General features: G+C 43.1%; 22 protein-coding genes. 17 read left to right on the top strand and 5 right to left on the bottom strand.

Annotated features, from left to right (window positions below; genetic code table 11):
* The first annotated feature begins 3 nt into the window (after positions 1-3).
* From murA to DFQ04_RS16085, 8 genes are all read left to right on the top strand, one after another.
* The gene (gene murA / locus DFQ04_RS16120; protein WP_133557775.1) at positions 4-1,311 is read left to right on the top strand and encodes a UDP-N-acetylglucosamine 1-carboxyvinyltransferase; all 1,308 of its coding nucleotides are present in this window, start codon (positions 4-6) and stop codon (positions 1,309-1,311) included.
* Positions 1,312-1,629: 318 nt separating this feature from the next.
* Entirely contained in the window at positions 1,630-2,340 is a 711-nt protein-coding gene (locus tag DFQ04_RS16115) for a glycosyltransferase family 61 protein (RefSeq protein ID WP_133557773.1), read from the top strand.
* 107 nt (positions 2,341-2,447) lie between these two features.
* A complete protein-coding gene (locus tag DFQ04_RS16110; RefSeq protein ID WP_133557771.1) occupies positions 2,448-4,166 on the top strand; it encodes an IlvD/Edd family dehydratase in 1,719 nt (572 codons plus the stop codon).
* A 36-nt stretch (positions 4,167-4,202) separates the two neighbouring features.
* Complete coding sequence (locus DFQ04_RS16105; RefSeq protein WP_133557769.1) at positions 4,203-4,964, top strand: SDR family NAD(P)-dependent oxidoreductase; 762 nt, start codon at positions 4,203-4,205, stop codon at positions 4,962-4,964.
* Positions 4,957-5,637, top strand: a complete 681-nt coding sequence (locus tag DFQ04_RS16100) for an acetoacetate decarboxylase family protein (protein WP_133557767.1) — start codon at positions 4,957-4,959, stop codon at positions 5,635-5,637. The genes DFQ04_RS16105 and DFQ04_RS16100 overlap by 8 nt, the downstream gene beginning before the upstream one ends.
* Entirely contained in the window at positions 5,624-6,403 is a 780-nt protein-coding gene (locus DFQ04_RS16095) for an SDR family NAD(P)-dependent oxidoreductase (RefSeq protein ID WP_133557765.1), read from the top strand. The genes DFQ04_RS16100 and DFQ04_RS16095 overlap by 14 nt, the downstream gene beginning before the upstream one ends.
* Before the next feature lie 36 nt (positions 6,404-6,439).
* The gene (locus DFQ04_RS16090; protein ID WP_133557763.1) at positions 6,440-7,099 is read left to right on the top strand and encodes a hypothetical protein; all 660 of its coding nucleotides are present in this window, start codon (positions 6,440-6,442) and stop codon (positions 7,097-7,099) included.
* 114 nt (positions 7,100-7,213) lie between these two features.
* Positions 7,214-8,113, top strand: coding sequence for a Nif3-like dinuclear metal center hexameric protein (locus tag DFQ04_RS16085; RefSeq protein WP_243739703.1), 900 nt, complete (start codon positions 7,214-7,216; stop codon positions 8,111-8,113).
* A 63-nt stretch (positions 8,114-8,176) separates the two neighbouring features.
* Here DFQ04_RS16085 and DFQ04_RS16080 read toward each other — a convergent pair whose 3' ends face one another.
* From DFQ04_RS16080 to DFQ04_RS16070, 3 genes are all read right to left on the bottom strand, one after another.
* The gene (locus DFQ04_RS16080) at positions 8,177-8,770 is read right to left on the bottom strand and encodes a gluconate 2-dehydrogenase subunit 3 family protein (protein ID WP_133557759.1); all 594 of its coding nucleotides are present in this window, start codon (positions 8,768-8,770) and stop codon (positions 8,177-8,179) included.
* Between the two features lie 3 nt (positions 8,771-8,773).
* Entirely contained in the window at positions 8,774-10,480 is a 1,707-nt protein-coding gene (locus DFQ04_RS16075) for a GMC oxidoreductase (protein WP_133557757.1), read from the bottom strand.
* A 77-nt stretch (positions 10,481-10,557) separates the two neighbouring features.
* Positions 10,558-11,025, bottom strand: a complete 468-nt coding sequence (locus tag DFQ04_RS16070; protein WP_133557755.1) for a hypothetical protein — start codon at positions 11,023-11,025, stop codon at positions 10,558-10,560.
* 229 nt (positions 11,026-11,254) lie between these two features.
* On the opposite strand from DFQ04_RS16070, the gene DFQ04_RS16065 reads away from it, so the two are divergent.
* The 4 genes from DFQ04_RS16065 to DFQ04_RS16050 all read left to right on the top strand — a co-directional run bounded on the left by DFQ04_RS16065 (position 11,255) and on the right by DFQ04_RS16050 (position 15,792).
* Entirely contained in the window at positions 11,255-11,749 is a 495-nt protein-coding gene (locus DFQ04_RS16065) for a DUF1648 domain-containing protein (protein ID WP_133557753.1), read from the top strand.
* Between the two features lie 69 nt (positions 11,750-11,818).
* Positions 11,819-13,108 carry a M20/M25/M40 family metallo-hydrolase gene (locus tag DFQ04_RS16060; protein ID WP_133557751.1) on the top strand — a complete coding sequence of 430 codons (1,290 nt, stop codon included), beginning with the start codon at positions 11,819-11,821 and terminating at the stop codon, positions 13,106-13,108.
* A 4-nt stretch (positions 13,109-13,112) separates the two neighbouring features.
* Positions 13,113-14,972 (top strand): alpha-amylase family protein, encoded by a 1,860-nt coding sequence (locus DFQ04_RS16055; RefSeq protein WP_133557749.1) that lies wholly within the window; start codon positions 13,113-13,115, stop codon positions 14,970-14,972.
* 13 nt (positions 14,973-14,985) lie between these two features.
* Positions 14,986-15,792: a glycoside hydrolase family 25 protein gene (locus tag DFQ04_RS16050; RefSeq protein WP_133557747.1), complete on the top strand. Its 807-nt coding sequence runs from the start codon at positions 14,986-14,988 to the stop codon at positions 15,790-15,792.
* Here DFQ04_RS16050 and DFQ04_RS16045 read toward each other — a convergent pair.
* Both DFQ04_RS16045 and DFQ04_RS16040 read right to left on the bottom strand, forming a co-directional pair.
* The gene (locus DFQ04_RS16045) at positions 15,789-16,964 is read right to left on the bottom strand and encodes an alpha/beta hydrolase family protein (RefSeq protein ID WP_133557745.1); all 1,176 of its coding nucleotides are present in this window, start codon (positions 16,962-16,964) and stop codon (positions 15,789-15,791) included. The genes DFQ04_RS16050 and DFQ04_RS16045 overlap by 4 nt on opposite strands.
* Before the next feature lie 13 nt (positions 16,965-16,977).
* Positions 16,978-18,609: a sulfatase family protein gene (locus DFQ04_RS16040; RefSeq protein WP_133557743.1), complete on the bottom strand. Its 1,632-nt coding sequence runs from the start codon at positions 18,607-18,609 to the stop codon at positions 16,978-16,980.
* A gap of 150 nt (positions 18,610-18,759) precedes the next feature.
* Between DFQ04_RS16040 and DFQ04_RS16035 the strand changes: the two genes are divergently transcribed.
* The 5 genes from DFQ04_RS16035 to DFQ04_RS16015 all read left to right on the top strand — a co-directional run bounded on the left by DFQ04_RS16035 (position 18,760) and on the right by DFQ04_RS16015 (position 25,013).
* Positions 18,760-20,274 (top strand): Gfo/Idh/MocA family protein, encoded by a 1,515-nt coding sequence (locus tag DFQ04_RS16035; RefSeq protein ID WP_133557741.1) that lies wholly within the window; start codon positions 18,760-18,762, stop codon positions 20,272-20,274.
* 69 nt (positions 20,275-20,343) lie between these two features.
* Entirely contained in the window at positions 20,344-21,288 is a 945-nt protein-coding gene (locus DFQ04_RS16030; protein ID WP_133557739.1) for a sugar phosphate isomerase/epimerase family protein, read from the top strand.
* A gap of 71 nt (positions 21,289-21,359) precedes the next feature.
* Positions 21,360-23,159: a serine hydrolase gene (locus DFQ04_RS16025; RefSeq protein WP_133557737.1), complete on the top strand. Its 1,800-nt coding sequence runs from the start codon at positions 21,360-21,362 to the stop codon at positions 23,157-23,159.
* Positions 23,159-23,548: a VOC family protein gene (locus tag DFQ04_RS16020; RefSeq protein WP_133557735.1), complete on the top strand. Its 390-nt coding sequence runs from the start codon at positions 23,159-23,161 to the stop codon at positions 23,546-23,548. The genes DFQ04_RS16025 and DFQ04_RS16020 overlap by 1 nt, the downstream gene beginning before the upstream one ends.
* Positions 23,549-23,615: 67 nt before the next feature.
* Complete coding sequence (locus tag DFQ04_RS16015) at positions 23,616-25,013, top strand: S1C family serine protease (RefSeq protein ID WP_133557733.1); 1,398 nt, start codon at positions 23,616-23,618, stop codon at positions 25,011-25,013.
* Positions 25,014-25,090: the final 77 nt, after the last annotated feature.

The following is a 25,090-nucleotide window of genomic DNA, read 5'->3' as shown; positions in this document are numbered from 1 at the left end:
CAAATGGCATCTTTTCGAGTCACCGGAGGCACACGTCTGAAAGGTGAAATTATACCCCAAGGAGCAAAAAACGAGGCGCTTCAGATTCTTTGCGCTGTACTCTTAACCCCAGAGAAAGTCACCATCAACAAAATCCCAAATATTCGGGATGTCAATAAGCTGATCGAGCTATTGGGTGACATGGGAGTTAAAGTGACCAAATTAGGTCCCGAATCCTATAGCTTCCAAGCTGATGAGGTTAATCTGGATTATCTGGAAACAGAAGATTTCCTTAAAAAGGCTTCAGCTCTCAGAGGTTCTGTGATGATCCTTGGACCGCTTTTGTCCAGATTTGGGAAAGGAAAACTTTCCAAGCCAGGAGGAGACAAAATCGGTCGCAGAAGAATGGACACTCACTTTTTTGGCTTTCAAAAACTGGGAGCTCAATTCCATTACGATGCCAAAAACGAGATCTTCCATATTGATGGCAAGAACCTGAAAGGTACTTACATGCTGCTTGATGAAGCATCAGTGACAGGTACTGCAAATATTGTCATGGCTGCAGTTTTGGCTGAAGGAAAAACCACCATTTACAATGCAGCATGCGAACCTTACCTGCAGCAGCTTTGTGATATGCTTAACCGAATGGGAGCCAAAATCACCGGTGTGGGTTCCAACCTACTGACAATCGAAGGAGTGAAATCTTTGGGAGGTACAGAGCATACTATGCTTCCGGATATGATTGAGATTGGTTCATTCATTGGTTTAGCGGCTATGACCCAGTCCGAAATCACCATCAAAGACTGTCAAATCCACCGATTGGGCATCATTCCGGAAACTTTCAGAAGAATGGGAATCCAGATGGAATTTCGTGGAGACGATATTCACATCCCAGCACAGAAGCATTATGAAATTGAAACGTTCATCGATGGTTCGATTTTGACTATTGCTGATCAGATATGGCCTGGTTTTACCCCAGACTTATTATCCATCGTTTTGGTGACCGCCACTCAAGCAAAAGGAACGGTCTTGGTTCATCAAAAGATGTTTGAATCCAGACTCTTCTTCGTGGATAAGTTGATTGATATGGGCGCTCAGATTATTCTATGTGATCCTCACCGGGCAACAGTAATTGGTTTGGATAGAAAATATCCGCTTCGAGGAATCCGGATGACCTCCCCAGATATTAGAGCCGGTGTGGCACTTTTGATTGCAGCCATGTCAGCGAATGGCACTTCCATCATTGACAATATCGAGCAGATAGACCGCGGATATCAACATATCGATGAACGATTGAATGCTCTTGGAGCTAAAATCGAACGAATACCATAAATTGCAAAGGGAGTGAAAACTCCCTTTTAATTTTAAAATATTGGTGACTTGCGACAAGAAATTATCATCAACCGAAAATTACCTGCCAATATTAAAACAAAGGATTTACCTCTGTTTCAGAACTCACTTTCAGCAAGGTTTGAACGCCTTCATCCTTTAATTTTAAAAAACGGATGGGTACTTCAGGACACCATTTTTTCTCCCGGGGAAATTAAATTTTATTCAAATTTTACTCATAATTCAGGCTTAGGCCCTCTGCCACTTGCAAAAAGAGTTGCTTACTGCGCCACAAAATCCTGGAGAAAAATCCCTAAAGGGATGTGGGTAATTGATGAATGGAGTGCCAATTACTTCCACTGGATGACCGATTGTCTACCCAGAATCTGGGAAGGCAGGGAAAGAGATCGAGATTGCCCCGTAATTTTACCTGAATCTTACCGTAGTCTAGACTTTGTAACTGAATCCTTACAATTAATTGGTTTAAAAGTGGATTTTTTTAAATCAAGTGAAAACGTTCACGTTGACACCTTGATTCTTACCGCTAAATCAGCTGAATTCCCAAACTTCCATGAAGATCTGGTCGAAAAAACCAGAGCAAATCTTTCAATATCCAGTATAAAGGAACCTTGGAGGAAAACATATATCAGCAGAAAACTTGCCTCCAAACGAATAGCAAATAACGAGACCGAGATAGAGCTATTGCTTCAGAAAAAGGGTTTTGAAATCGTATATACAGAAAAACTCACACTTCCACAGCAAATCAAGTTGATGGGAGAAACAAAAATTCTGGTTGGTCTCCACGGAGCGGCGCTTACCAATATGCTTTTTCTCCCAAGGGAAGCTAAAGTACTAGAGATGAGAAATTTCGATGACGACCTTACCCATTGCTATTTCAACTTAGCTTCTGCCTTAGGACTTCCCTACTATTACACTTTAAATCGAGGAGACAACAAGGATACCATCATGACAAATTTTACAATTGATTTGGAGGCTTTGGAAGAGGCGATCAAAGAAATAGAATCCAGTTGATTTGAATTCCACATTTCAAAGGAAATAGTTGCCATTAAACTTTACTTTTTTCCCCTTCTTGTCATTTTTTTCTAACTTCTGGACAAATTATCTCAACCCAGTAACCTATGTCCAAGAAAAAACTCCGTAGCCAAGAATGGTACGGCAGAACGGGAAAAGACGGAATCATCTATCGCTCCTGGATGAAAAACCAGGGACTTCCCCATCATCTTTTCACAGGAGAAAAACCAGTAATCGGAATTTGTAATACCTGGTCCGAACTCACCCCCTGCAACGCACATTTTAGAGATCTAGCCGAGGCCTTGAAAAGAGGAATTTGGGAGGCTGGAGGATTTCCGCTTGAGTTTCCGGTAATGTCGCTCGGGGAATGTTCGATCAAACCAACAGCCATGCTTTTCCGAAATTTGGCATCCATGGATGTGGAAGAAAGCATTCGAGCCAATCCAATGGATGGTGTGGTATTGATGTGCGGCTGTGACAAAACTACTCCTTCTTTGGTCATGGGAGCTGCTTCAGTCAATCTTCCGACCTTGGTTCTTTCCGGTGGCCCCATGCTTGTGGGGAGATTTAGAGGAAAAAAAATCGGAACCTCTGACATTTGGAGATTTGCCGAAGACTATAAAGTGGGCAAACTAAGCCAAGAAGACATGATTGAGGTCGAATCCTCCATGTCCAGATCTATCGGGCATTGTGCTCCCATGGGAACTGCCTCTACCATGGCTGCGATGGTTGAAGCCTTAGGTTTAGCCTTGCCGGATAATGCAACCATTCCTGCGGCTGACTCAAGAAGAAAAGTCCTTGCTCATATGGCTGGAATGCGAATCGTGGAGATGGTCAAAGAAGACCTAACCATGGATAAAATCTTAACCAGAAAGGCCTTTGAAAACTCCATCATGGTCAATGCGGCTATCGGAGGCTCCACGAATTACATCCTTCACTTGACCGCTATCGCCAAGCGAATTGGAGTTGAATTGGATCTTACAGATTTTGACCATTTCTCTGCCAAAATCCCTTTGATCGCAAACGTCCAACCTTCAGGAGAGCATTGGGTAGAAGACTTATTTTACGCCGGTGGAATGCCTGCGGTCATGCGAGAAATCCAAAAGCATCTCCATACTGATGCCATTACTGTCAATGGAAAAACTATCGGCGAAAACATCAGCAAAGCCGAATGTTGGGATAGAAATCTGATTGGAACACTTGAAAATCCTATTAAACCGGAATCAGGAATTGCGGTTTTGAAAGGAAATCTTTGTCCGAATGGAGCAGTACTAAAACCATCAGCTGCAACCCCAAGCCTCTTGAAGCATAAAGGAAGAGCCGTGGTTTTTGAAGATATAGATGACTACAAAGCCAAGGTCGACGATCCAAACTTGGACATCGATGAGACCTGCGTCATGGTTTTAAAAAATGTGGGACCAAAAGGATACCCCGGAATGCCGGAAGTTGGAAATATGGGCTTACCTAAAAAACTCCTGGAAAAAGGAGTCAAGGACATGGTTCGAATTTCTGACGGTAGGATGAGCGGAACTGGCTTTGGAACGGTAGTCCTTCACGTCTCACCAGAATCAGCCATTGGCGGACCATTGGCTTTTGTCCAAAATGGAGACATGATCGAATTGGATGTGCCTAACCGAACCTTGAATCTTTTGATTTCAGAGGAGGACTTTGAAAAGCGAAAAGAAAACTTTAAGCCAACAGAACTTCCTTATGAGAGAGGATATGTAAATCTGTTTTTGGATAAAGTAAATCAAGCTCACGAAGGAGTAGATTTTGATTTTCTTCAGGGAAGTTCAGGATCGGTGGTAAAAAGAGATTCGCACTAAGAAAACCCAACCTCTCCCAATTAAACTTCCATTGCCATGAAAACCCAAAAAGTAGCCATAGTCACCGGAGCAGGACAAGGAATTGGTCTTGAAATCGCGAGGAAACTTTTGGAGGAAGGGTCAAATGTGGTCCTGAATGATTTAGAAAAAAGCCTCACAGAGGAAGCAGTGGCAAATCTTTCCAGAATGGGAAAAGGCTCCGTTCTTGGATGCTCAGGAGATGCGGCTGATCAATCTGTCATTGATGAATTAATCGAACTCGCTTTAAGCAATTTTGGTCGATTGGATCAGGTGGTTTGTAATGCAGGAATAACGCTTTTCGGAAATTTTCTGGACTATAGCCAAGCAGATTTTTTGGAAGTAGTCAGAGTAAATCAGGCTGGCACCTTTTTCTTAACTCAGGCAGCCGCAAGAGTGATGAAAAACCAAGCTGAAGGAGGCGCTATATTATTCACCTCATCAGTGACAGCTCATCAGAGTCATGAAAACCTCGCCGCTTATGCCATGAGCAAAGCTGCCATTGAAATGCTAGCCAAAAATCTGGTGCTTGAATTAGCTCCTTTAGGAATACGAATAAATACTATTGCACCAGGAGCGACATTAACGGAAAGAACTACCTCTGACCCAGAATATGCAGGCACATGGTCTCGACTAACGCCTATGGGCAGGCCTGCCTCAGCCACTGATATCGCCAACGCGGCAGCATTTTTACTTTCAGATTCAGCAAGACACATCACAGGACAAACCCTCATTATTGACGGGGGATGGACCTCTATAAGCCCCTCTCCTTATGCCTGAAAATAAAGCATCTCTCTCAGATCTTCATTTAGTCAAAAAGGCTCCGGCGCCCTGGAAGCTTAAGGGAGATGGATTCATTTTGATGTTTAAATTCCGAGAAAACTGGGTGGAGGACAATGGCTTTCTTCCCGAAAGTCTAAAAGGCAGATTTAGAGGTGGATTGGGTTATGTGATGCTGGTTAATTACACCGAATCTCCTGTTGGTCCCTATAAGGAATTACTCTTTATTCCGGGGAAATTTCGAAAAAGCAAAACCCAGTGCATCACCAAAATCTACGTGGACTCAGAATGCAGTACTCTCAATGGACAGGCCAATTGGGGAATTCCGAAGGAGACCTTGCCTTTTTCCTGGGAAAAGAATGGAAATACTGAAGAAATCAAGGTACTCTCAGGTGGAAAACCAATTTTTTCAATCCGTCTAAAACACGGAGGAATCAAATTCCCTGTCACAACTGCCATCCTACCAATACACCTGCGTCAGGTATGGAAGAAGATTAAATACTACACCAAACCCACCGGGACAGGCTGGGGAAAACTCGCTAAAATTGAGGCAGTCGATATAAATCCTGAGTTCTTTCCAGACTTCAGAGAAATCAAACCTCTCCTTTCTGTAAAAATTGACCCATTTCACTTAGAATTTCCCGAACCGATTTTCAAGGATGAAATCGTTTAAGAATTCCTATGTAATAATTACCGGCGCGGGATCTGGAATTGGTTTGGAACTGGTCCGATTGATTTACCCGGAAGCCAGAAATATTTTGGCGGTGGATATTTCAGATTCACTTTTGGAAAAATTGCAAAAGGAATTCCTTGAAATCCATGTATTAAAGGCTGATTTGAGTAGTAAGGAAGGCAATCAACACATCTTGAATTGGGTCAAGTCTAATTGGAAATCTGTTGATTTTTGCTTTGCCAATGCAGGAAAAGCTGAATACAAACCTTTCACAGAACAGGATTGGGAAAATATGGAAACCCTTTTCCAATTGAATGTCCATTCCCCCATTCAATTGGGTCTTTCCTTAAAATCACTTTCCCAAAATTCGGGATTTCAACACATCATCACTTGCTCAGCCATAAGTTTCTGGGCGATCCCCGGCTATAGCTTATATGGTGCCACCAAGGCGGCTTTGCTTCAATGGGCCAGGGCGGTTTGGGCAGAAAAAGAAGGAAATTGGTTGACTTTGGTATTTCCGATAGGTACGAAAACCGGGTTTTTTGAAGCTGCCGGAAAAGGAACTCCAAAATCCTTCCCATTGCAATCTGCTCAGAAAGTGGCTCAAGCCATCGTCAAAGGAGTAATTTCTGGGAAAAAGAAGATTTTTCCGTCGACCTTATTCCGGGTTTTATTGCATCTCAACAATTTCATTTATGTAATTCGGCCATTCTACCAATATCTGGAATACCAGAAATTCAAAAAATGGATTTCAAAACAAAGCTAATAATCAGTAGTTTAGTACTCAATCATCAACCTAACCATGAAAAACCTCCTACCTCTTTTCCTTTTGCTTTGGCTTTTTAGCTCATGCGAACAAAAACCTCAGATGCCAGACACCTTGCCTTTTCAAGTAGCCAAGGCCTATGGATTTGAAAATTTCGACCAAGTCAACTCAATTTCCTACACCTGGAATGTACAGCGGGATTCAGTAAATGTATTTTCCAGAGATTGGAAATGGAATATCAAAGACAGCACCGTCTACTATTCCGGTCCGGATACGACCTTGACTTACAGCCTCACTGCTGACTCCCTACCCAAGCAGGACGGAGGATTTATCAACGACAAATACTGGGCGATGATGCCTTTCCAATTGGCTTGGGATACCGGATATACCTTCGAAGTGGAAGAAAATGTACCCTCTCCGATAGCTGGAAAAAATTCTACCAAACTAACGATCGTCTACAAATCAGGGGAACCTGCAGCTCCGGGAATGGGCTACACCCCAGGTGATGCTTATGACCTGTATTTGGATGAAAATAAAATGATTACAGAATGGGTGTTTCGCAGAGGAAATGGTCCTGAGGGACGTCCCACCACTTGGGAAGATGTAGAAACCCATGGACCATTAAAATTTGTCACCACACATAAAAATGCAGAAGGACAGCGAACACTTTGGATCTCGAATATCAAAGTAGAATAGCCTTTCCATACAATTCATCAAAAGCCTTGGGTTGAAACTCAAGGCTTTTTCTTTTCCTATAAAAAGGGTGGACCACTCTTCCCGATTTGTTTAAATTGGCAAAAAACAATGCCCATGGAATCTAAAAACAATTCTTCCCGACGCGAATTCATGCTCAAATCAGGAGCTCTTCTTGGTGCGGGTCTCCTATCTTCTCCTCTTTCAGCTTTTTCTTTTGATTCCAAAAAATCATGGACAGTTGGAGAAATCATGGATACTTTCATCAGTCAAGTTCCTAATGCTCCATTCGAAAGAACTGTGGATACAATCAAAGTAGGATCCAGGGAAACTGTTGTCACAGGCGTGGTAACTACCATGTTTACCACCATGGAAATAATCCATAAAGCAATCGAACTTAAGGCAAATCTGATCATTCCCCATGAGCCCACCTTTTTCTCGGGACAGGACGACACGGATTACTTACAGGAGGATCCTGTCTTTAGAGCGAAGTATGATTTGATGGAAAAAAATGGAATTACGCTTTGGAGAAACCATGACTATGTGCACCGAATGCAAGATGATGGAGTGCGTGTAGGAGTAGTGGGAGACCTGGGTTGGAATGAATATTATACTCCAGGAAGCCGAATTTTAAACATCCCAAAAACGAATCTTCGTAGCTTAATCAATCATATCAAAACCAAGCTTGGTGTGCCTGCCATGCGCTATGTGGGTGATTTGAACCAGACTTGCTCTAAAGTACTTCTTCTTCCCGGTGCTGTTGGCGGGCGTCTTCAGATTACCCAGATCATGGAGCACAGACCTGATGTACTGGTTTGCGGAGAATCCAATGAGTGGGAAACTCCTGAATATGTCCGTGCTGCTAATGAGATCGGCATGAAGCTATCCATGATCGAGATCGGTCATTCAGCAAGCGAGGAGGGAGGATCAGAATTTGTCAAAAACTGGCTCACTCAAAATATGCCGGGACTTCCTGTTTACCACATTCCTTCAGGCAATTCCTTGCAAGTTTTTTAATAGGATCACAGATAATCACGGATGAAAGAATCAGTGATTATCTGTGGCATCTATGAGAAAAAACTACAAACTCCAGGTATTTCCTACATCTGAGAGGGGAATACATCCCAAATACTCACCTGGAATAGGATCGTAACTCAGTACATTTTTTCCGATTTCTTCAGAACTAAAATAGGCCCAAAGCACGGTTGATTTTAATCCTCGGTATAATCCTACTGGTTCTCGAGGTCCAACTGCTCCACCCCAAACAGTTTTGGGAAATTTAGGAGAATTAGCTTCGTGCTCTTTGAAGCAAGCTGTTTTGTCTTCTTCAGAAAGCTCAGCAAATATTTTCCCAAATTTCTCCTTGCAGTCTGCATTGAATTTTTCAATATCTGCAACTATCTGCTTTTGTCCTGCCTCATCATAAGTTTTTGCATACATCAGATCGATGAAAACATCCGCTTTGACATCCAAGCCACCGGGAGTTTCTGTTTTAGGTAAAAGAAAATCTACAAATGAAGAAATGAATCTAGCCTGGTTCTCAGCAAGAAATTGAGGTGTCCAAGTAAGTCTATCCGTTTTTGCACAAGCCTGAAGCAAACTGAGCAAAGTCGGTGCTCCAGCTGCTGCTCCGAGCGCTAAAGCTGATTTTTTGAGTGCGTCGCGTCTATTCATGGCTTAGAGATTCAATTTTTTAAGTTCGGAAACCGCGTGATTGGCCGCTCGTGCTGACAAGGCCATATAAGTCAAGGAAGGATTCACACAGGAAGAAGAAGTCATACACGCTCCATCCGTGACGAAGACATTTTCGCATCCATGAACCTGATTGTTACCATTTAACACAGAAGTTTTTGGATCTCGCCCCATTCGGGCGGTACCCATCTCATGGATTCCAAAGCCCATTTCATGCTTGTTGTCAAATTCCATGATGTCCTTGAGACCAGCTCTTTCCAGCATTTCCTTGGCATCTTGTCTTGCTTGATCATTTAGCGCCAATTCATTGGCTTTCCATTCTGCATCAATCGAAAGAGTAGGTTGACCCCACTTGTCCAAGACGTCTTTGTTGAGATATACTTGGTTTTCATGATACGGGAGACACTCAGAAAATCCTGTGATAAAAAACTCCCAAGGTCCTGGCTTCATTAATCCGTCTTTAAAGTTTCCACCAAAATCTTCCTGATTGCTTCCCGCTCCCCAACCTGATCTTCCACCACCGCCTTGGAAGCCAAAGCCACGGACAAATTTGTCAGATTGCGGACCACCTTTTAGATTAACATAGCGAGGGATATAAATCCCGTTTGGTCTCCGTCCTTTGTAATACTGATCTTCAAATCCTTCCACAGTTCCCATGGCTCCCACTCGATAGGTATGATCCATGAGGTTGTGACCAAGCTCACCAGAATCATTACCCAATCCATTTTGGAACCGATTGGAAGTGGAATTCAGCAATATCTGAGTTGTACTCAAAGTGGAGGCGTTTACGAAGACAATTTTGGCTTTGTAAACGATGTCTTCCCCAGTTTCTGCATCAATAATTCGAACGCCGGATGCTTTACCCTTTTGCTCGTCATAAACCACAGATTGGACAATGGAAAATGGGCGGATGGTCAGGTTTCCGGTAGCATTTGCCGCTGGTAAAGTCACTGCATTACTTGAGAAATACGCTCCATAAGGACATCCCCGATCGCATCGATTTCGGAATTGGCATTTGCCTCTACCATTCAGAGGTTCGGTCAAGTGGGCCACCCGGCCGATAATCATATTTCGGCCATTGAATTCCTTTTCAATCCTAGCCTTGACGTGTTTCTCCACACAGTTTAATTCCATAGGAGGTAAAAAATGAGAATCCGGCAATTGAGGTAGCCCCAAAGCTTCCCCACTGATCCCGGCGAATTTCTCCACATGGGTATACCAAGGCTCGATGTCCTTGTAGCGAATCGGCCAATCTACCCCATGCCCGTCTTTAGCGTTAGCTTCAAAGTCCAAGTCCGACCATCGATAGGTTTGCTTCCCCCAAAGTAGGGATCTCCCACCCATTTGATGAGCTCTGACCCACATAAAGGGCTTGACCTCCGTGTAGGGATTTTCAAGATCATTAGCATGAAAATGCTCATTGAAAGCCCCAATGAAGCCGGACCTTCCTCCTTTGGGATGCTTGGCTTTTTGCTCTGGAGTGAGTCCTCCACGAAGTTCATGCTCCCAAGGATCCAGGGTCATGGTGGGATAATCCACGACATGCTCTACAATTCGTCCTCGTTCGAGAACAAGGGTTTTGAGGCCGGCTTCGCAAAGTTCCTTTGCTGCCCAACCCCCGCTGATGCCCGAACCGATGACGATGGCGTCATAGGTTAGATTTTTATCGGCATCGATGTTAAAATTGGCCATTTATAATAGGTTTAATTGACTATTAATATTAGCCATTTTCCAACAAAACCCATCAATTCTAAAATGAATTGGTGTTTTTACTCTACCGTAAATTGCCCGAAAAAGCCAGGCCCGCTTACGTTTTCAATATTTACTTCATTGAAGGTTCCGTTGGTATTAAAAGAAAGGTTATAGGCTACATTGTCTCTGCAATTGTCTTTGAAGGTGTAGTTCCCTGAACCCGAAGTAGCTCCAAATCTCCAAATTGGATTGGTCAAGGTAATGCAGTCCTTTCCCTCAATACTAACGATCAATTTTTGGTCCTTTGTTACCTCGAATGTAGCCTTGGTACCCAATTTGAAAGGGGAAGTCGGTTCGGCAAAAGTCACCACTGTTTTAAAAACTCCTACAGCAGAACTAGGAATGGTAGCTGCAGTCTCTCCTGATCCTAAAGTTGCAGAACAAACAGTACCTGCACACGCGGTGGAATCGGGTGAAGTATCTTCCTCATCCTTACAGGAAAATATGGCTAAGAAGACAAAAAGAAAGAGAATATTCTTATTCATAATATGATTGATTAATGTTTGAACCAAAGTTGTTTCATATTCCCTCTTTAAAAAATACTGCAAATCACCTAGATGGACTAGGTGTTGGCACTGATAGGTGTGTGATAAAGGATAGCTAAAAAAGAAATTCAAGCTTCCCGAATGAAATTGATAGTTTAGTAAGTACCAAAATCACATACCTAACTTTTGATCAAATAAAGATTTCTATCCCAATTCAACTTTTACCCAAATGCAAAGCCTTAAAAAACATCCATTTGATCAATTCCTTGAAATCTTTGGAATTCTTCTGGTTTTAGCATCTTTTATCCTTCCAGCGATCAATTATCAAAACCTGCCTGATTCTATTCCGAGACACTTTAACTCGGATGGTTTACCTAATGCATACGGCTCAAAAGGAATAATTTGGCTACTTCCAATTACCGGGTTTATCCTTTACCTAGTCATCGGAGTAGTAAGCCATATTCCAAGCCTTATTAATCTCCCCTTTAAACCAGATCCAGAAAGACTTGAGTATTTTCAAATGAAATACGCAAGGATGCTTAGGATATTAAATGCGGGGATGGTTTTCCTTTTTGCCTTTATTAATTATGGCACAATTCAAATTGGGCTTGGAAATCAAACTCAGCTACCTGATTATTTTTCATTAATTGCTTTAATTTTCTTCATAGGGGTTCCAATTTCCTATGTGCTTTTTGATTTTCTGAAATCAAATAAATCGAGGTAAAAATCCAGTTTTCAAATTCATTGATGGTGCTTTCTTGCCCCTAGACTCTTTTTCTCCTAATTTCCTCCCATGAAAAAAATCATCCTGATTCTCATCTTGGTCAGTGGACCTATTCTTTCCCTTGCCCAGCAAAAACTTACTAAAGAAGAGCAAAAGCTCATCGAACTAATCGATAAAAACTATCAGGAGACTCTTGCCCTCCTCGAAGAAGTAGTGAACATCAACTCGGGTTCTTTGAATAAAGAAGGGGTACGAGAAGTTGGCCGGGTTTTCGAACTGGAATTTCAAAAAATCGGCTTCCAAACCGAATGGGTGGAAGTGCCTGCAGAAGTCAATCGTGCAGGTCATTTTGTGGCAACCCGAAAAGGAACCCAAGGCAAAAAGCTTTTTTTAATCGGGCATTTGGACACCGTCTTTGAAAAAGACATGCCTTTTACCCCATTTACTTACCTAAATGATAGCACTGCCACTGGTCAAGGAGCAAACGACATGAAAGGGGGAGACGTGTTGGTTTTAGCAAGCTTAAAGGCACTTCATGAACTCGGCCTTTTGGATGACCGCACAATTACCGTGTATTTCAATGGAGATGAGGAAAGTACAGGAAACGAAAAACTTTCCAGAAAAGACTTCATCGAGCGGGCAAAACTGCATGACATTGCCTTGGGCTATGAGACGGCTCAGGGATTTAGTACCACTACAGTTGCTCGCCGTGGTGCAAGTGGCTGGAGGCTAAAAACCAGTGGAAAGCAATCTCATTCCAGCGGAGTCTTTGGTCAAAATGCAGGTTATGGAGCTATCTATGAAGCTGCCAGAATCTTGGATGAATTCCGTGAAGCTTTGGCTGGGGAAAAATACTTAACCTTCAATCCGGGTCAGTTTGTGGGAGGTTCTGATGTGAAATTTGATGAAGTAACCGGAACTGCAACATCCCTTGGAAAAACCAATATCGTAGCCCGAGAGGCTATTGTCACAGGAGATTTGCGGTTTTTGGGTGAAGCTCAAAAAGAAGCTGCACGAGCAAAAATGCGAGAAATTGTAGCCAAGAATCTTCCTCAAACTGGTGCCGAAATCACCTTTTACGATTACATCCCTTCAATGGCCCCAACGGAAGGAAATTATGCTTTGGCAGAAGTTTTAAGCCAGGTTTCTCAGGATATGGGATTCGGTATCGTCAAGCCTGGAGATCCTGGAAGCAGAGGTGCAGGAGATATTTCATTTGTGGCGGAATACCTGGATTGCCTTGACGGTTTGGGAGCTTCTGGCTCTGGTGCCCATGCACCTGGAGAAACAATTAACATGAAGCAGTTCCCTGATTTGATCAAGAGAAATACTATTTTACTCTACCGATTGACCCGATAACCTGATGAAGAAATTTTTCATCCTAGCAGCCATGGCTTTGGTCACATTTTCCTGCCAAGAAACCGAGCTGCAAGAACCAGAATCTATGAAGCCTAAAAAAATAATCGTTTATCAGGTTTTCACACGCCTGTTTGGCAATACCAATACGACCAACAAACCTTGGGGTACCAAGGAAGAAAACGGAGTGGGAAAATTCAACGATTTCACGGATACCGCCTTGGAGGAAATCAAAAAACTTGGCGTATCCCACATTTGGTACACGGGTGTGCCGCATCATGGGGTAATCGGAGATTTTCCTGAGATCGGTGTGGAATCAGATGATCCTGATGTGATTAAAGGCCGTGCGGGTTCACCCTATGCTGTGCGAGATTATTACCAAGTCAATCCCGATTTGGCGGTGGATGTGACCAAGCGAATGGAGGAATTTGAAGCGCTAATTGCCCGAACTCACAAGCACGACATGAAGGTGATCATCGACATCGTACCCAACCATGTTTCTAGACATTACGAAGGAAAAAACAATCCTGCTGGAGTTAGGGATTTTGGAGCCGATGATGACAAAACAGTAGAATACGCTAAAAACAATAACTTCTATTATATCCCGGGAAAGGCCTTTCAAGTACCTATTTCCAAAAATGGTTATCGCCCACTGGGAGGAGAAAAGCATCCCTTTGCCGATGGAAAGTTTGACGAAAATCCAGCCAAATGGACCGGGAATGGCTCTCGTCTCGCACAACCCAACTTTGACGATTGGTACGAAACTGTCAAGATCAATTATGGAGTAAGTCCCGATGGAAAAAAAGATTTTGACGAGTTGCCTACGGGAGCGAATTCCTTAGATTGGAAAGCTCATTATGACTTTTGGCAGGGAAAAGACGTTCCGGATTCATGGAAAAAATTTAAGGACATCATCCAGTTTTGGTTGGGTAAAGGAGTAGACGGATTCCGATTTGATATGGCCGAGATGGTGCCTGTAGAGTTCTGGTCCTACCTCAATTCCCATATCAAAATGACCAATCCGGAAGCTTTCCTTTTGGCAGAAGTTTATAATCCTAGCCTCTACATAGACTATATCCGAAAGGGAAAAATGGATTACCTCTACGATAAGGTAGAGCTTTACGACACGCTGAAGCATATCATGCAGGGTCACGGTTCCACGGACAACCTGGCTCCGATTCTGGAGGGATTAAAAGACATTGAGCACCACATGCTCCACTTCCTGGAAAATCACGACGAGCAGCGAATTGCCAGTCCGGAGTTTGCCGGAAATCCCTGGAAAGCTATGCCTGCTATGGTCGTTTCTGCGACGGTTTCGACGTCACCAACCATGATCTATTTTGGCCAGGAAGTCGGGGAACCAGGAGCAGAAATGGCTGGATTTGGACAGCCCAGCCGTACGTCCATATTTGATTACGTGGGAGTTCCTCAGCATCAGAAGTGGATGAATGGAGGGAAATTTGACGGGGGACAACTTTCGGATAATGAAAAAGCCCTGAGAAACTACTACGCTGAGGTGCTAAACTTCACCCGAAACAGTCCTGCTTTAATGGGAGAATATTTGGAATTGCATTCTTTCAACCGAAAGCAAAATCCAGCTTATACAGACAAAACTTTTGCTTTTGCCCGCTGGGATGAAAGTCAGAAGCTGATCGTGGTTACCAATTTCGACGAGTTTCAATCGGTAAAAACAACCCTAAAACTTTCTCCCGAGCTAGTCAAGGAATGGAATTTGGAAAAAGGCGAACGGGTGATCAAAGAAGTGATGTTTGGAAAGAAAAAGACAACCCTTCGGGTAAATGAAAATGGCGCAGATTTGGACCTAATTCTTGGACCTTGGGAATCTGCAATTTTTGAAATCCAATAGGATTTATATAAACATGCCTCCAAAACGTAATTCCAGCTCCTGGACATGGGTGATAGTGTTGCTTTCCCTGAGCCTTGTGGGTGGAATTTTCATAACTATTCGCTATTCAAAGTGGATCAAAAAAGAACTTTCCGACTATAAAGGCCCAAGTCCAAAATGGACTGAGTCTTACAAATTTGAACAGGTCTTTGAGAATTTCCCAGACGGAATTTTGGGTATAGATATTTCTGAATATCAGGGTAAAATCAATTTTTCCAAGCTTCAATTCCAACTTCAAAATCGTCCCGTTGAATTTTTAGTGATCCGAGCAACTATGGGCTCTGATGCTATGGATCGGAGGTTTAAGCAAAATTGGAAAGAAGCCAGCAAACTCCCACTGGTGAAAGGAGCCTATCATTATTATCGCCCGAATGAAAACAGTACCAAGCAGGCGGAAAATTTTATTCGAACAGTCAAACTTCAATCCGGAGATTTAATTCCTGTTTTAGACATTGAAAAGCACAGCACGATTCAATCCCGGGAAAAATTAAGAGAGGGAATTAAAAACTGGCTCAGGATTGTGGAAAATCATTATGGTGTAAAACCCATGATCTACACTGGAGATCGATTCTTTTGGGAAGTGCTTCATAATCAAGGATTCGATGAGTACCCGATTTGGGTAGCCAATTATAATCCTATTTATGAACCTGAAACAGAAAACTGGGTGATCTGGCAATTTTCTGAAAAAGGCAGCTTGGATGGAATTGGAGAGCATATCGACCTCAATATCCTAAGAGGTGGAAGGTTTCAGTTACATAAGTTGAAAATGCCGCCTCGTTAATTCAGCCTAAGGTATTCGATCACCGATGCATCTCCTTGAAGCGCAGTAGCCGGAACAGGATATTCCGAATTAAAAACCCGCAATTGATCCGGTGAGAGTAAGGTAACAAAGCTTTCATCATATCCATCTCGGTAAGGGATTTTCCCCGGATTTAACCCCAGATAATTCCCAAGAAAATTATACACGGCTGCTCTTTTATTTTTCCCATAATCGTGTCGCTCTCCCGGAAGGTGAACATTCTCTGCTTTGCTCAAAGCCCCATAATTAGAATAAACCTTCTGGACATATGGAAATTCAATAACAGGAGTGTTTTTTGTCCAATCTCCCCCATCAGAAACCAGCAATAAAGGCCTTGGAGCCGCCAAGGAAGCGATTTCTACATTATTGGTCTGATGGTAATCGCTTTTGTGAATCGGCATTCCACTTTCGCAGGTGCAACCACCAAAAAAGTAAGCAGACACCATCACCACCGGAGCTGAAACTTTTATCCTCGAATCAATCGCTGTAATTAGAATTGTCTGGGTTCCTCCACCTGATTCTCCAGTAACACCAATTCGCTCTGGATCCACATCTGGTCGAGAAATTAAATAATCAATTACTCTTTGAGAATTATAAGTTTGGATAGTAAGGGCGATTGGAATTTTGTGATCCACCTGCTTAGAGTCTCCATATCCAATCATATCATAGGCAAAAACTACCGCACCCATTCTTGCAAACGCAGCACTTCGTTTTTGCATACTTTCTCCAAATCTCGGGTCATTTCCATGTCCGTGCACACTCAAAATGGCGGGACTTTTTGTAAATGGAGCTGGATTAAGCGGGCGATACAGATTACCTGTGATGAAAAATCCGGGAAAGCTTTCAATGGCGATATTTTCGACAATATATCCATCCATTTCCCGAGTACTATGGATGATAGTATTAAATGGAGTATTCCTTTCAGGCATTTGATCCAGTTTCATCCCTTGGATCATACCCTTCTTAATCAGCTCAGCCCTCTTTTCCCATTCCATTCGATTGATCCAGGAAGAGCCTGTTTCTTTCATAAAAAGCTCTGCTTGATCCTCAGTCCAATAAGCTCCCTGACAAAGCATATTTTCCTGAGCTGAGGCAAAAAGCCCATTAAAGAAAAGAATCACAAAAACTGAAAGATTAAGCAAGCGCTGATTCATGTCTGAAAATGAATTATTGAATTACCAGAGAAATTTCAGAAGCCTCAAACCCAATTCTATGGGTATTCACATACAGTGAATCTCCTGCTGTCGCCTCAAAAGGCCCATTGTAAATCTTCCAAGCATCCCCACTGGACTTTCGCCAGCCGATCAGTGCTGAAGGGGTAGGACAAGTTAAGGTGACTTTACCATCGGCAAAACTTACCTCAGCTTCTGCAGTGACCGGTGGATTTTCAGCTCCATTCCACCAATTCCTTACCATTTCCATTTCATTCATTGCACCCATATCACCATACTTGGCTATCCAATCTTCGTGCGCTTTGCGTAGCTCAGCAAGCTTTTCGGCGTATTCTGGATTACCTACCAGATTGGTAAATTCCCAAGGGTCGGATTGAGTGTCATAGAGTTCTTCATCGGGTTTGCTTTGAGCAAACCAGCGGGCTTGATTTTCATTGAGCTGTACTTTCTCATTCAATTCCAACAGGTGACCCATCAATGGATTTTGAAGTCGATATTGAATATTTTGATAGTTGGGTTTTTCGGGCATATAGTTTCGGATGTATTTAAACCTCCCATTCGAAACAGCTCTCACTCTATCGTATTCGCTATCCATTCGGTCACGGGCAGCATAAATGTATTTTCGCGGTTCTGCTTTTTGCTCTCCTAAAAAAGCCTGCCCCTGCATGGATTCAGGAATTGGTACTCCTGCCAGAGAAAGTAGTGTCGGTCCAAAATCCACAAAGCTGACCAATTCATCTGTTTTCGTCCCCCCTTCCAACCAAGGTGCTTTCACCAAAAGTGGCACTTTCAATCCCCGATCGTATAACTCCCGCTTGAAATAAGGCATTCCATCCCCGTGATCGGAATAGAAGAAAATAATGGTATTCTCGTACAAGCCATCTTCTTTCAGTTGCGCTATCACTTCTCCAACTTGCTGATCCATTCGCATCACATTGGTAATGAAGCGAGCCAGAGTTCTTCGGGTAAGGGAATCATCTGGGTAAACAGGAGGCACTTTTACATCCTTTGGATCAACTAGTAAGCTGTCCTGACCTTCTCTCGCCCAAACCTGAGATTCATGGGTGGTGGTAAAATTGAAAATGGAGAAGAAAGGCTGATTGGGATCTTTTCTATTTCTCCAATGGGCTTTGTTGCTGCTTTCATCCCACATCACAACCGGAGTTCTAAACTGATAATCCTCCTTAACATTGTTGGTCACATAATATCCAGCCATTCGCAAATGAACCGGATAGGGCCACATCCCTTCAGGAAGCACAGTTGAGTAACTTTTAAAACCCGGAGGATAGGCATCTAGGGCATTGGCAGACATTCCCAAGGTCCGCATATGCATGGCCCCGATGGAAGTTTGGTAAGCTCCGGTGATCAATGCCGCCCTGCTGGGTGCGCAAACTCCTGCCGTGGAAAATGCATTTTGATATTGCAAAGATTCAGCTGCTAAAGCGTTCAGATTAGGAGTCTTTCCACCGGTTCCTCCATAGGTTTCCAAATGCTCAGGTGACATATCTTCCACCACGATCCAGACAATATTGGGCCGCTCGGGATAGCTTATTTCCTTTACCTCAGGCTGTTTAGTTGAACAAGAAAAAACAAGGGCGAGACAAAATACAGCAAGGAAGATTCGCATGAACTTGGGGATTTTGGGTTGTATTTTACAAGATAAACTTTTCAGAATATTTTACATTCCTTTACTCCCCTGACTTGCAAATCATTACGCATTCAAAATAAGGGATTAGAGATTTTTTGGTTAAATTTCTTTTTGACAACATGATACCCCATGGACAATATCCCAAAAATCAACCGAAGAGATTTTTTAAGTTCAGCAGCTACTTTCGCCGCCTCATTTACCATTGTACCCTCCAATGTGATTGCAGGTTTGGGTAAAATCCCCCCATCCGACCAATTAGCTGTGGCGAATATCGGCTGTGGAACTCAAGGCTTACGAGAAATGGGATCATTGCTCCAAAACCCTAAAGTCCGAGTGGTGGCAGTATGTGATGTGAACAAATTTTCAACGGATTACTTTGACTGGTCTCCTTACGGTATCCGGGATGATATCCGAAAAACGATCGGGGATGAAACATGGTGGGAAGGAAAACCCGGAATTCCTGGCGGTAGAGATATCGGTCAGGAGTATGTGGAAAAATTCTACTCCAAAAACAAACCTTCCGGGAAATATAAAGGATGTGCATCTTATGAAGATTATCGGGAGCTTTTTGCTAAAGAAAAAGGAATTGATGCAGTCAAAATCATGACTCCTGATCATACTCATGCCCCTATTGCCTTAGCAGCAATGAGTAACAAAATGCATGTGGTCACGCACAAACCCATCGCCAACCGATTGCTAGAAGGAAGAAAAGTGATTCAAAAAGCAAAGGACTCCGGCTTGGTCACCCATCTACTAGCCTGGTCAGATCGCCCCGAATACCGACAGATCAAAGCTTGGATGGATGCGGGATTGATTGGGGAATTAAAAGAAATCCACAACTGGTCTTATAGGCCTGTTTGGCAACAATGGACCAAAAAACCCACAGAATCTCAACCCATCCCTGAGGGCTTAAATTGGGAACTCTGGCTGGGTTCTGTCCCAAATCTTCCTTATCATAAAAATTATACACACAATGTCTTCAGAGGCTGGTATGAATTCGGGGGAGGTTCTGTGGCGGACATGGGGCACTACAGCTTATTTCCACTTTTTGAAACTCTGGGAATAAATCGAAGTCCACTCTCAGCAAGAGCCTTTGGCACGACCACAAGAGAAGAAATCAATCAGGTCTACCAATGGGTAAAAAATGACGTGGCCTTTCCCGCAAGTTGCACCATTAAATGGCAGTTTCCGGCCCAAGCTTCACTTCCAGCCTTTGACCTTTTCTGGTATGACGGAGGCATGAAACCTTTTGCCTGTGAAGAACTGGAAGTAGATGGAAAAGATACTCCCGAGGAAGGACTGATGATCGTAGGTACCAAGGGGAAAATTTTGGGAGGTTTCCGAGGGGAAAACCCAGTCTTACTTCCAGAATCAACCAAGATGCAGGGAAGAGATTCGGAGAGGATCAATTCCAGGGAGGTTGAACGGATGAGAGATTCTTGGGTAGAGTCCATGCTCGAAGGCAAGCAGACTCCGGGCAGTTTTACCCGAGCCCAGTGCATCACAGATACCATCAATCTAGGAGCTGTTGCTTTGAGGGCCGGAAAAAAGGTAGAATTCGATTCCAATCTGGTCAATATCACCAATGATGAATCAGCCAACCAATTCCTGATTCGTGAGTATCGGTCTGGATGGGAAATATAATCCTCTGATTTTTAGAAATAAAAATCTTAACTTATTACTCCTAATTTTTAACCCAACCAAAACAACCTTATGCAAAACCGCAGAAACTTTCTCAAAACAACAGGCCTGGCAGCTGCAGCTTTAGGGCTTGGATTACCTGAATTTGCCATGGCAAAAACAAAAGCAGACCCGATTTTTAAAATCTCTTTGGCACAGTGGTCACTCAATCCCCTGCTTTTTGGTGGAAAAATGGATAATCTGGACTTTGCCGTCGAGGCTAAGAAGCACAACTTCGAAGCCGTGGAGTATGTCAACCAGTTTTTCAAGGACAAAGCTCAAGACAAGGCTTATCTTCAAGAAATGAAAACTCGATCGGATGGAGAGGGAGTGACCAATGTACTCATCATGGTCGATGGAGAAGGGCAATTGGGTGCTGCCACTCCTGATGAAAGAAGACAAACCGTAGAAAATCACAAGAAGTGGGTAGAGGCTGCCAAGTTCCTAGGTTGCCATGCCATACGGGTAAATGCTTACACGGCGGTGCCTTTTAGCCAAGATCCGAAATTGGAAAAGGAGGCGATTGATGTTTGTAGCTCTACCTTGAGGAGAATTTGTGAATTCGCGAATGATTTCGAGATTAACGTCATCATCGAAAACCATGGGGGATACTCTTCCAACGGAAAATGGCTGGCTGAACTGATCAAGCAAACTGCCCATCCACGAGCAGGAACCCTTCCTGATTTTGGAAATTTTGCCATGAAGCGAGATGCAAATGGAATCTTGAGCTACGACTCCTATCGAGGTGTAGATGAACTGATGCCTTATGCAAAAGGGGTAAGTTTGAAGCCGACTGTTTGGGATGATCAGGGTCGTGAAACCGGTCTGGACTATGAACGAATGATGAAGATCGTACTTGCGCATAACTATCATGGCTATGTGGGAATTGAGCATGGAGAGCGAGGTCGGGAATGGGAAACCATCGAAGAGGTTCGGGTCAATCTGGATCAAGTCCGAAGGACATTAGAAAATGCCTAAGTGAAAAGCTCCTTAACAGGAGCTTTTTTTTTCTCTTCCATCTGCGGTATATTGAAAAAAACTAGCTAACCATGAAACGAATTTTACTTGCAGTACTTTTTGTAGGGTTTTTATCCGTCAATGCCTTTTCTCAAAAAACCCAAGATGTTTTTAAAACCCTCGACACCGAACTTGAAAAGGCCAGAGTAGCCTTAAAGGCACCAGGTTTTGCGGTGGCCATTGTTCAAAAGGATAAAATTGTCTATGCGAAAGGATTTGGCTATAAGGACTTCGAAAATCAGGTTCTGGTAACGGAGAACACGCTTTTCGCCATCGGCTCTTCTTCCAAAGCTTTCACTTCAGCAGTTTTGGGGGTTTTGAGAAAAGATGAAAAAATCGACTTTGACGAAAGACCGGGAAAATACATCCCCGAACTGCGGTTCAAAGAGTCATGGATGAATGAGCAAATCATCGTCAAGGATTTGATGGCCCATCGAACTGGCTTGCCTAGGCATGACTTTTCCTGGTTTATGTTTCCTTCAGAATCCAAGTCCGAATTGATCAAACGATTAGAGTTTCAAGAACCTTTCACAGGATTGCGACAGCAGTGGTATTACAACAACTGGATGTTTTTCCTCCAAGGAGAAATAGGCGCTAGAATTACGGGCGATAGCTGGGAGCAAAACGTAAAAGAGCTCTTTTTTGACAAATTGGGGATGACCCGAAGTAATTTCCGAATTCCTGAACTGGAGAAGGACGGAGATAAATCCTTTGGCTATTCAGTGGATCTAGAAGGGAAAACCACTCGAATGGACTACTACAATATCGCCGCCATGGGACCAGCAGGAGCGATCAATTCCAGTGTTTTCGAAATGTCAAACTGGTTGATCACTTGGATCAATGGTGGAAAATTCAAAGGAGAACAAATCATTCCTGAAGACTACGTCAAGGAAGCCATGAGTGCCCAAATGGTGGTATCTGCAGGAACTCCTTCAAAGGAGCATCCGGATGCCCATTTTTCGAATTATGGCTATGGCTGGTTTTTGTCTTCCTACCGAGGTCACTACCGAGTAGAGCATGGAGGTAATATCGACGGATTTTCGGCATCGGCTTCTTTTTTCCCTACAGATAGTTTAGGGATTATGGTTTTGACCAATCAAAACGGTTCGGCGCTCCCTGGAGTAGTCCGCAATATGGTAGCCGATAAGATGCTCAAATTGGAAGCTGCAGATTGGTTGGGAGAGGCAGTGAAGCGATTGGAGGAAGCGAAAGAAGCTCAAGCCAAAGCAAAAGCCCAAGCGGATTCCACAGCTATTTCCAATACCAAGCCTTCACATACTAAGATCGACTACACCGGATCATATGACAATCCGGGCTATGGAAAAATGGAAATCACGCTGAAGAATGACACCCTTTTTGTGCAAACTGGCCTTCTGGGTGGATTTTTAGACCACAAGCATTACGATGTTTTTGACATGATTCTGATCTACCAAGGGAAACCCAATCGGGATAATCCATTCAAGTTTCAGTTTGTCAGCAATATGACTGGAGATATCTCTGGGTTGAACGCGGCTTTTGAACCTACCCTCGATCCCATTGAATTCAAGCGCACACCGAAAGCTCTGGAAGTTTCTGTAGATGATCTGAAAAAGTACGAGGGAGCCTATTTGCTGATGGGCGTTCAGGAGGTGAAGTTTTATATCAAAAATGAAAAGCTTTTCGCCCTAGTTCCCAGCCAACCCGAATATGAATTGGTGAATATCGGAGAACACGAATTTAGCTTGAAAATACTGGAAGGCTTCAAAGTGAAGTTTGAGGAAAAAGAGGGTGAGATTACAGCTGTAAGCTTTATCCAGCCGAATGGTACATTTAGAGGAGAGCGGAAGAAGTGATGAAGCAACAACTCGGACAAATCTCACTTCTCGTCAAAGACTATGACGAAGCGATCCAATATTACACCCAGGTTTTGGGTTTTGAACTTCTTGAAGACACTCCAATGAGTGAAACCAAGCGCTGGGTCAGGGTATCACCACCGGGATCTTCCTGCCATTTACTTTTAGCCAAAGCCGCTAATGAAGCCCAAATTGCTCAAATAGGACTTCAAGCCGGAGGTCGGGTTTTCTTATTTTTATATACCGATGACTTTTATAGGGATTATGAAAATTACACTTCTAAGGGTGTGGAATTTATTAGAGAACCTGCTCAAGAGGCCTATGGAATCGTTTCTGTGTTCAAAGACTTGTATGGTAATCTTTGGGATTTAATCCAGCCGAACAACTAATGCTGAAAATGTTCGATCCCGCTTTTAGCTTGTCATTAATCATTCGATTCATTTACTTGAGGTAACCATGACAAAAGCTAAACGCAAACTCACTGATGTTGCCCGGCAAATGATGAGCGGTGTCGTTCAAATTCATGTTGAAGGGTATATCGAAGAGGACATTCAGTCAGTATTAAATCCCTCCATAAAAATCCCGGGCATATGGACTGGTTCGGGATTTTTTGTAAAATACAAAAAGCTAGAAGGTTACATTGTCACTAACGCACATGTCGTAAGAAACTCTGTGAAAGTGGAAATCAGTTCTATGCTGACCAGTGAAGAACGATTTGAAGCTGAGGTCGTTGGCTTGGTAAAACAACTGGAACCTGATGTTGCCTTAATCAAACTGACCGAAAAAGAGCTGATTCGGTTCAAGAAACTTGCTATCCAACCTATTGAATACCTTGAACTTCGGGAAGGAACAAGCCCTTCAAGAGGAGAGGCTATTAAGGCGATCGGTTACCCATTAGGCATGGTTGAGCCTAATATTACCGGTGGGGAAATCACAAATTTCATTTCGGGTTCGGAATTTACCACCGAAAGATTTGTGACCAATGCTGCGATAAATCCGGGAAACTCAGGAGGTCCAAGCATCAATGAGGATGGAAAAGTCGTAGGTCTAAATACCGCGGTGATGATTGATGCCGAAAATATAGGTTTTATCACTCCGGCGAGTTTCGTGAAAATCATCATCGAAAACCTTCTGCTACTCAATGAGCCTCATTTTGCAGACATAGGAGGAAAACTCCAGAAGAATGCTGAAAATTTTAACCCTCTCCTAAAACAGTCAAGTGCCAAAGGAGTGATCGTGTCTCAGGTTATTCCAAAAGGATTTTTGGAAGCAGCCCAGATTCAGCAAAGAGATGTGATTCTTTCCATCAACAATGTGGAATTTGATCGGCATGGGATTGTTATCGGGAAGGAGGGTCTATACCGACACAAAAACATTTTTGATGTCATGAAACTGGTGCCAATTGGCGAGGAAGTGGAGATAAAGTATCTAAGAAACGGAGAAATAAAAACCACCAAGGCGCATGCCATGCGGAATCCCGAAAAAGGAATCATCTCCAATCCTTTACTTAGTGAAAGAAATTATCTAGAGGTTTTTGGCATGATCATCCAGCCCTTAAGCTTCGAGATAATTCAGGCTATTCAAGAATTCGATCCGCATGCGCAAATCGAAATGTTGAAAACCATTGATCAGGATGAGCCGATGCTGGCTGTGACGCACATTTACCAGGGTTCACAGGCAGATGAAATGGAATGGCCACTGGGAGAACTGATTGTTAAAGCCAATGATAAAAAAATCCACACCCTGGAGGAACTTCAAAAGATCTGGGACCAGAATAAAGGGGGTTCAGTTCTTTTGGAATGTCGAAATGGAAGAATCGGCTACTTTCAAATTAATCCAGACTCTCAAGATTGAATCATCCAGATAGCTCCGGAATTGTGAACGACTCTTTGCCTTATCTTTACCGAATAAAAATGGGGTTTTACAAAAGC

The organism is Algoriphagus boseongensis (genome assembly GCF_004362805.1).
GTDB classification, from domain to species: domain Bacteria; phylum Bacteroidota; class Bacteroidia; order Cytophagales; family Cyclobacteriaceae; genus Algoriphagus; species Algoriphagus boseongensis.
The sequence above is the reverse complement of the archived record's forward strand: the minus strand, read 5'-3'. Positions and strand labels throughout refer to the sequence as shown.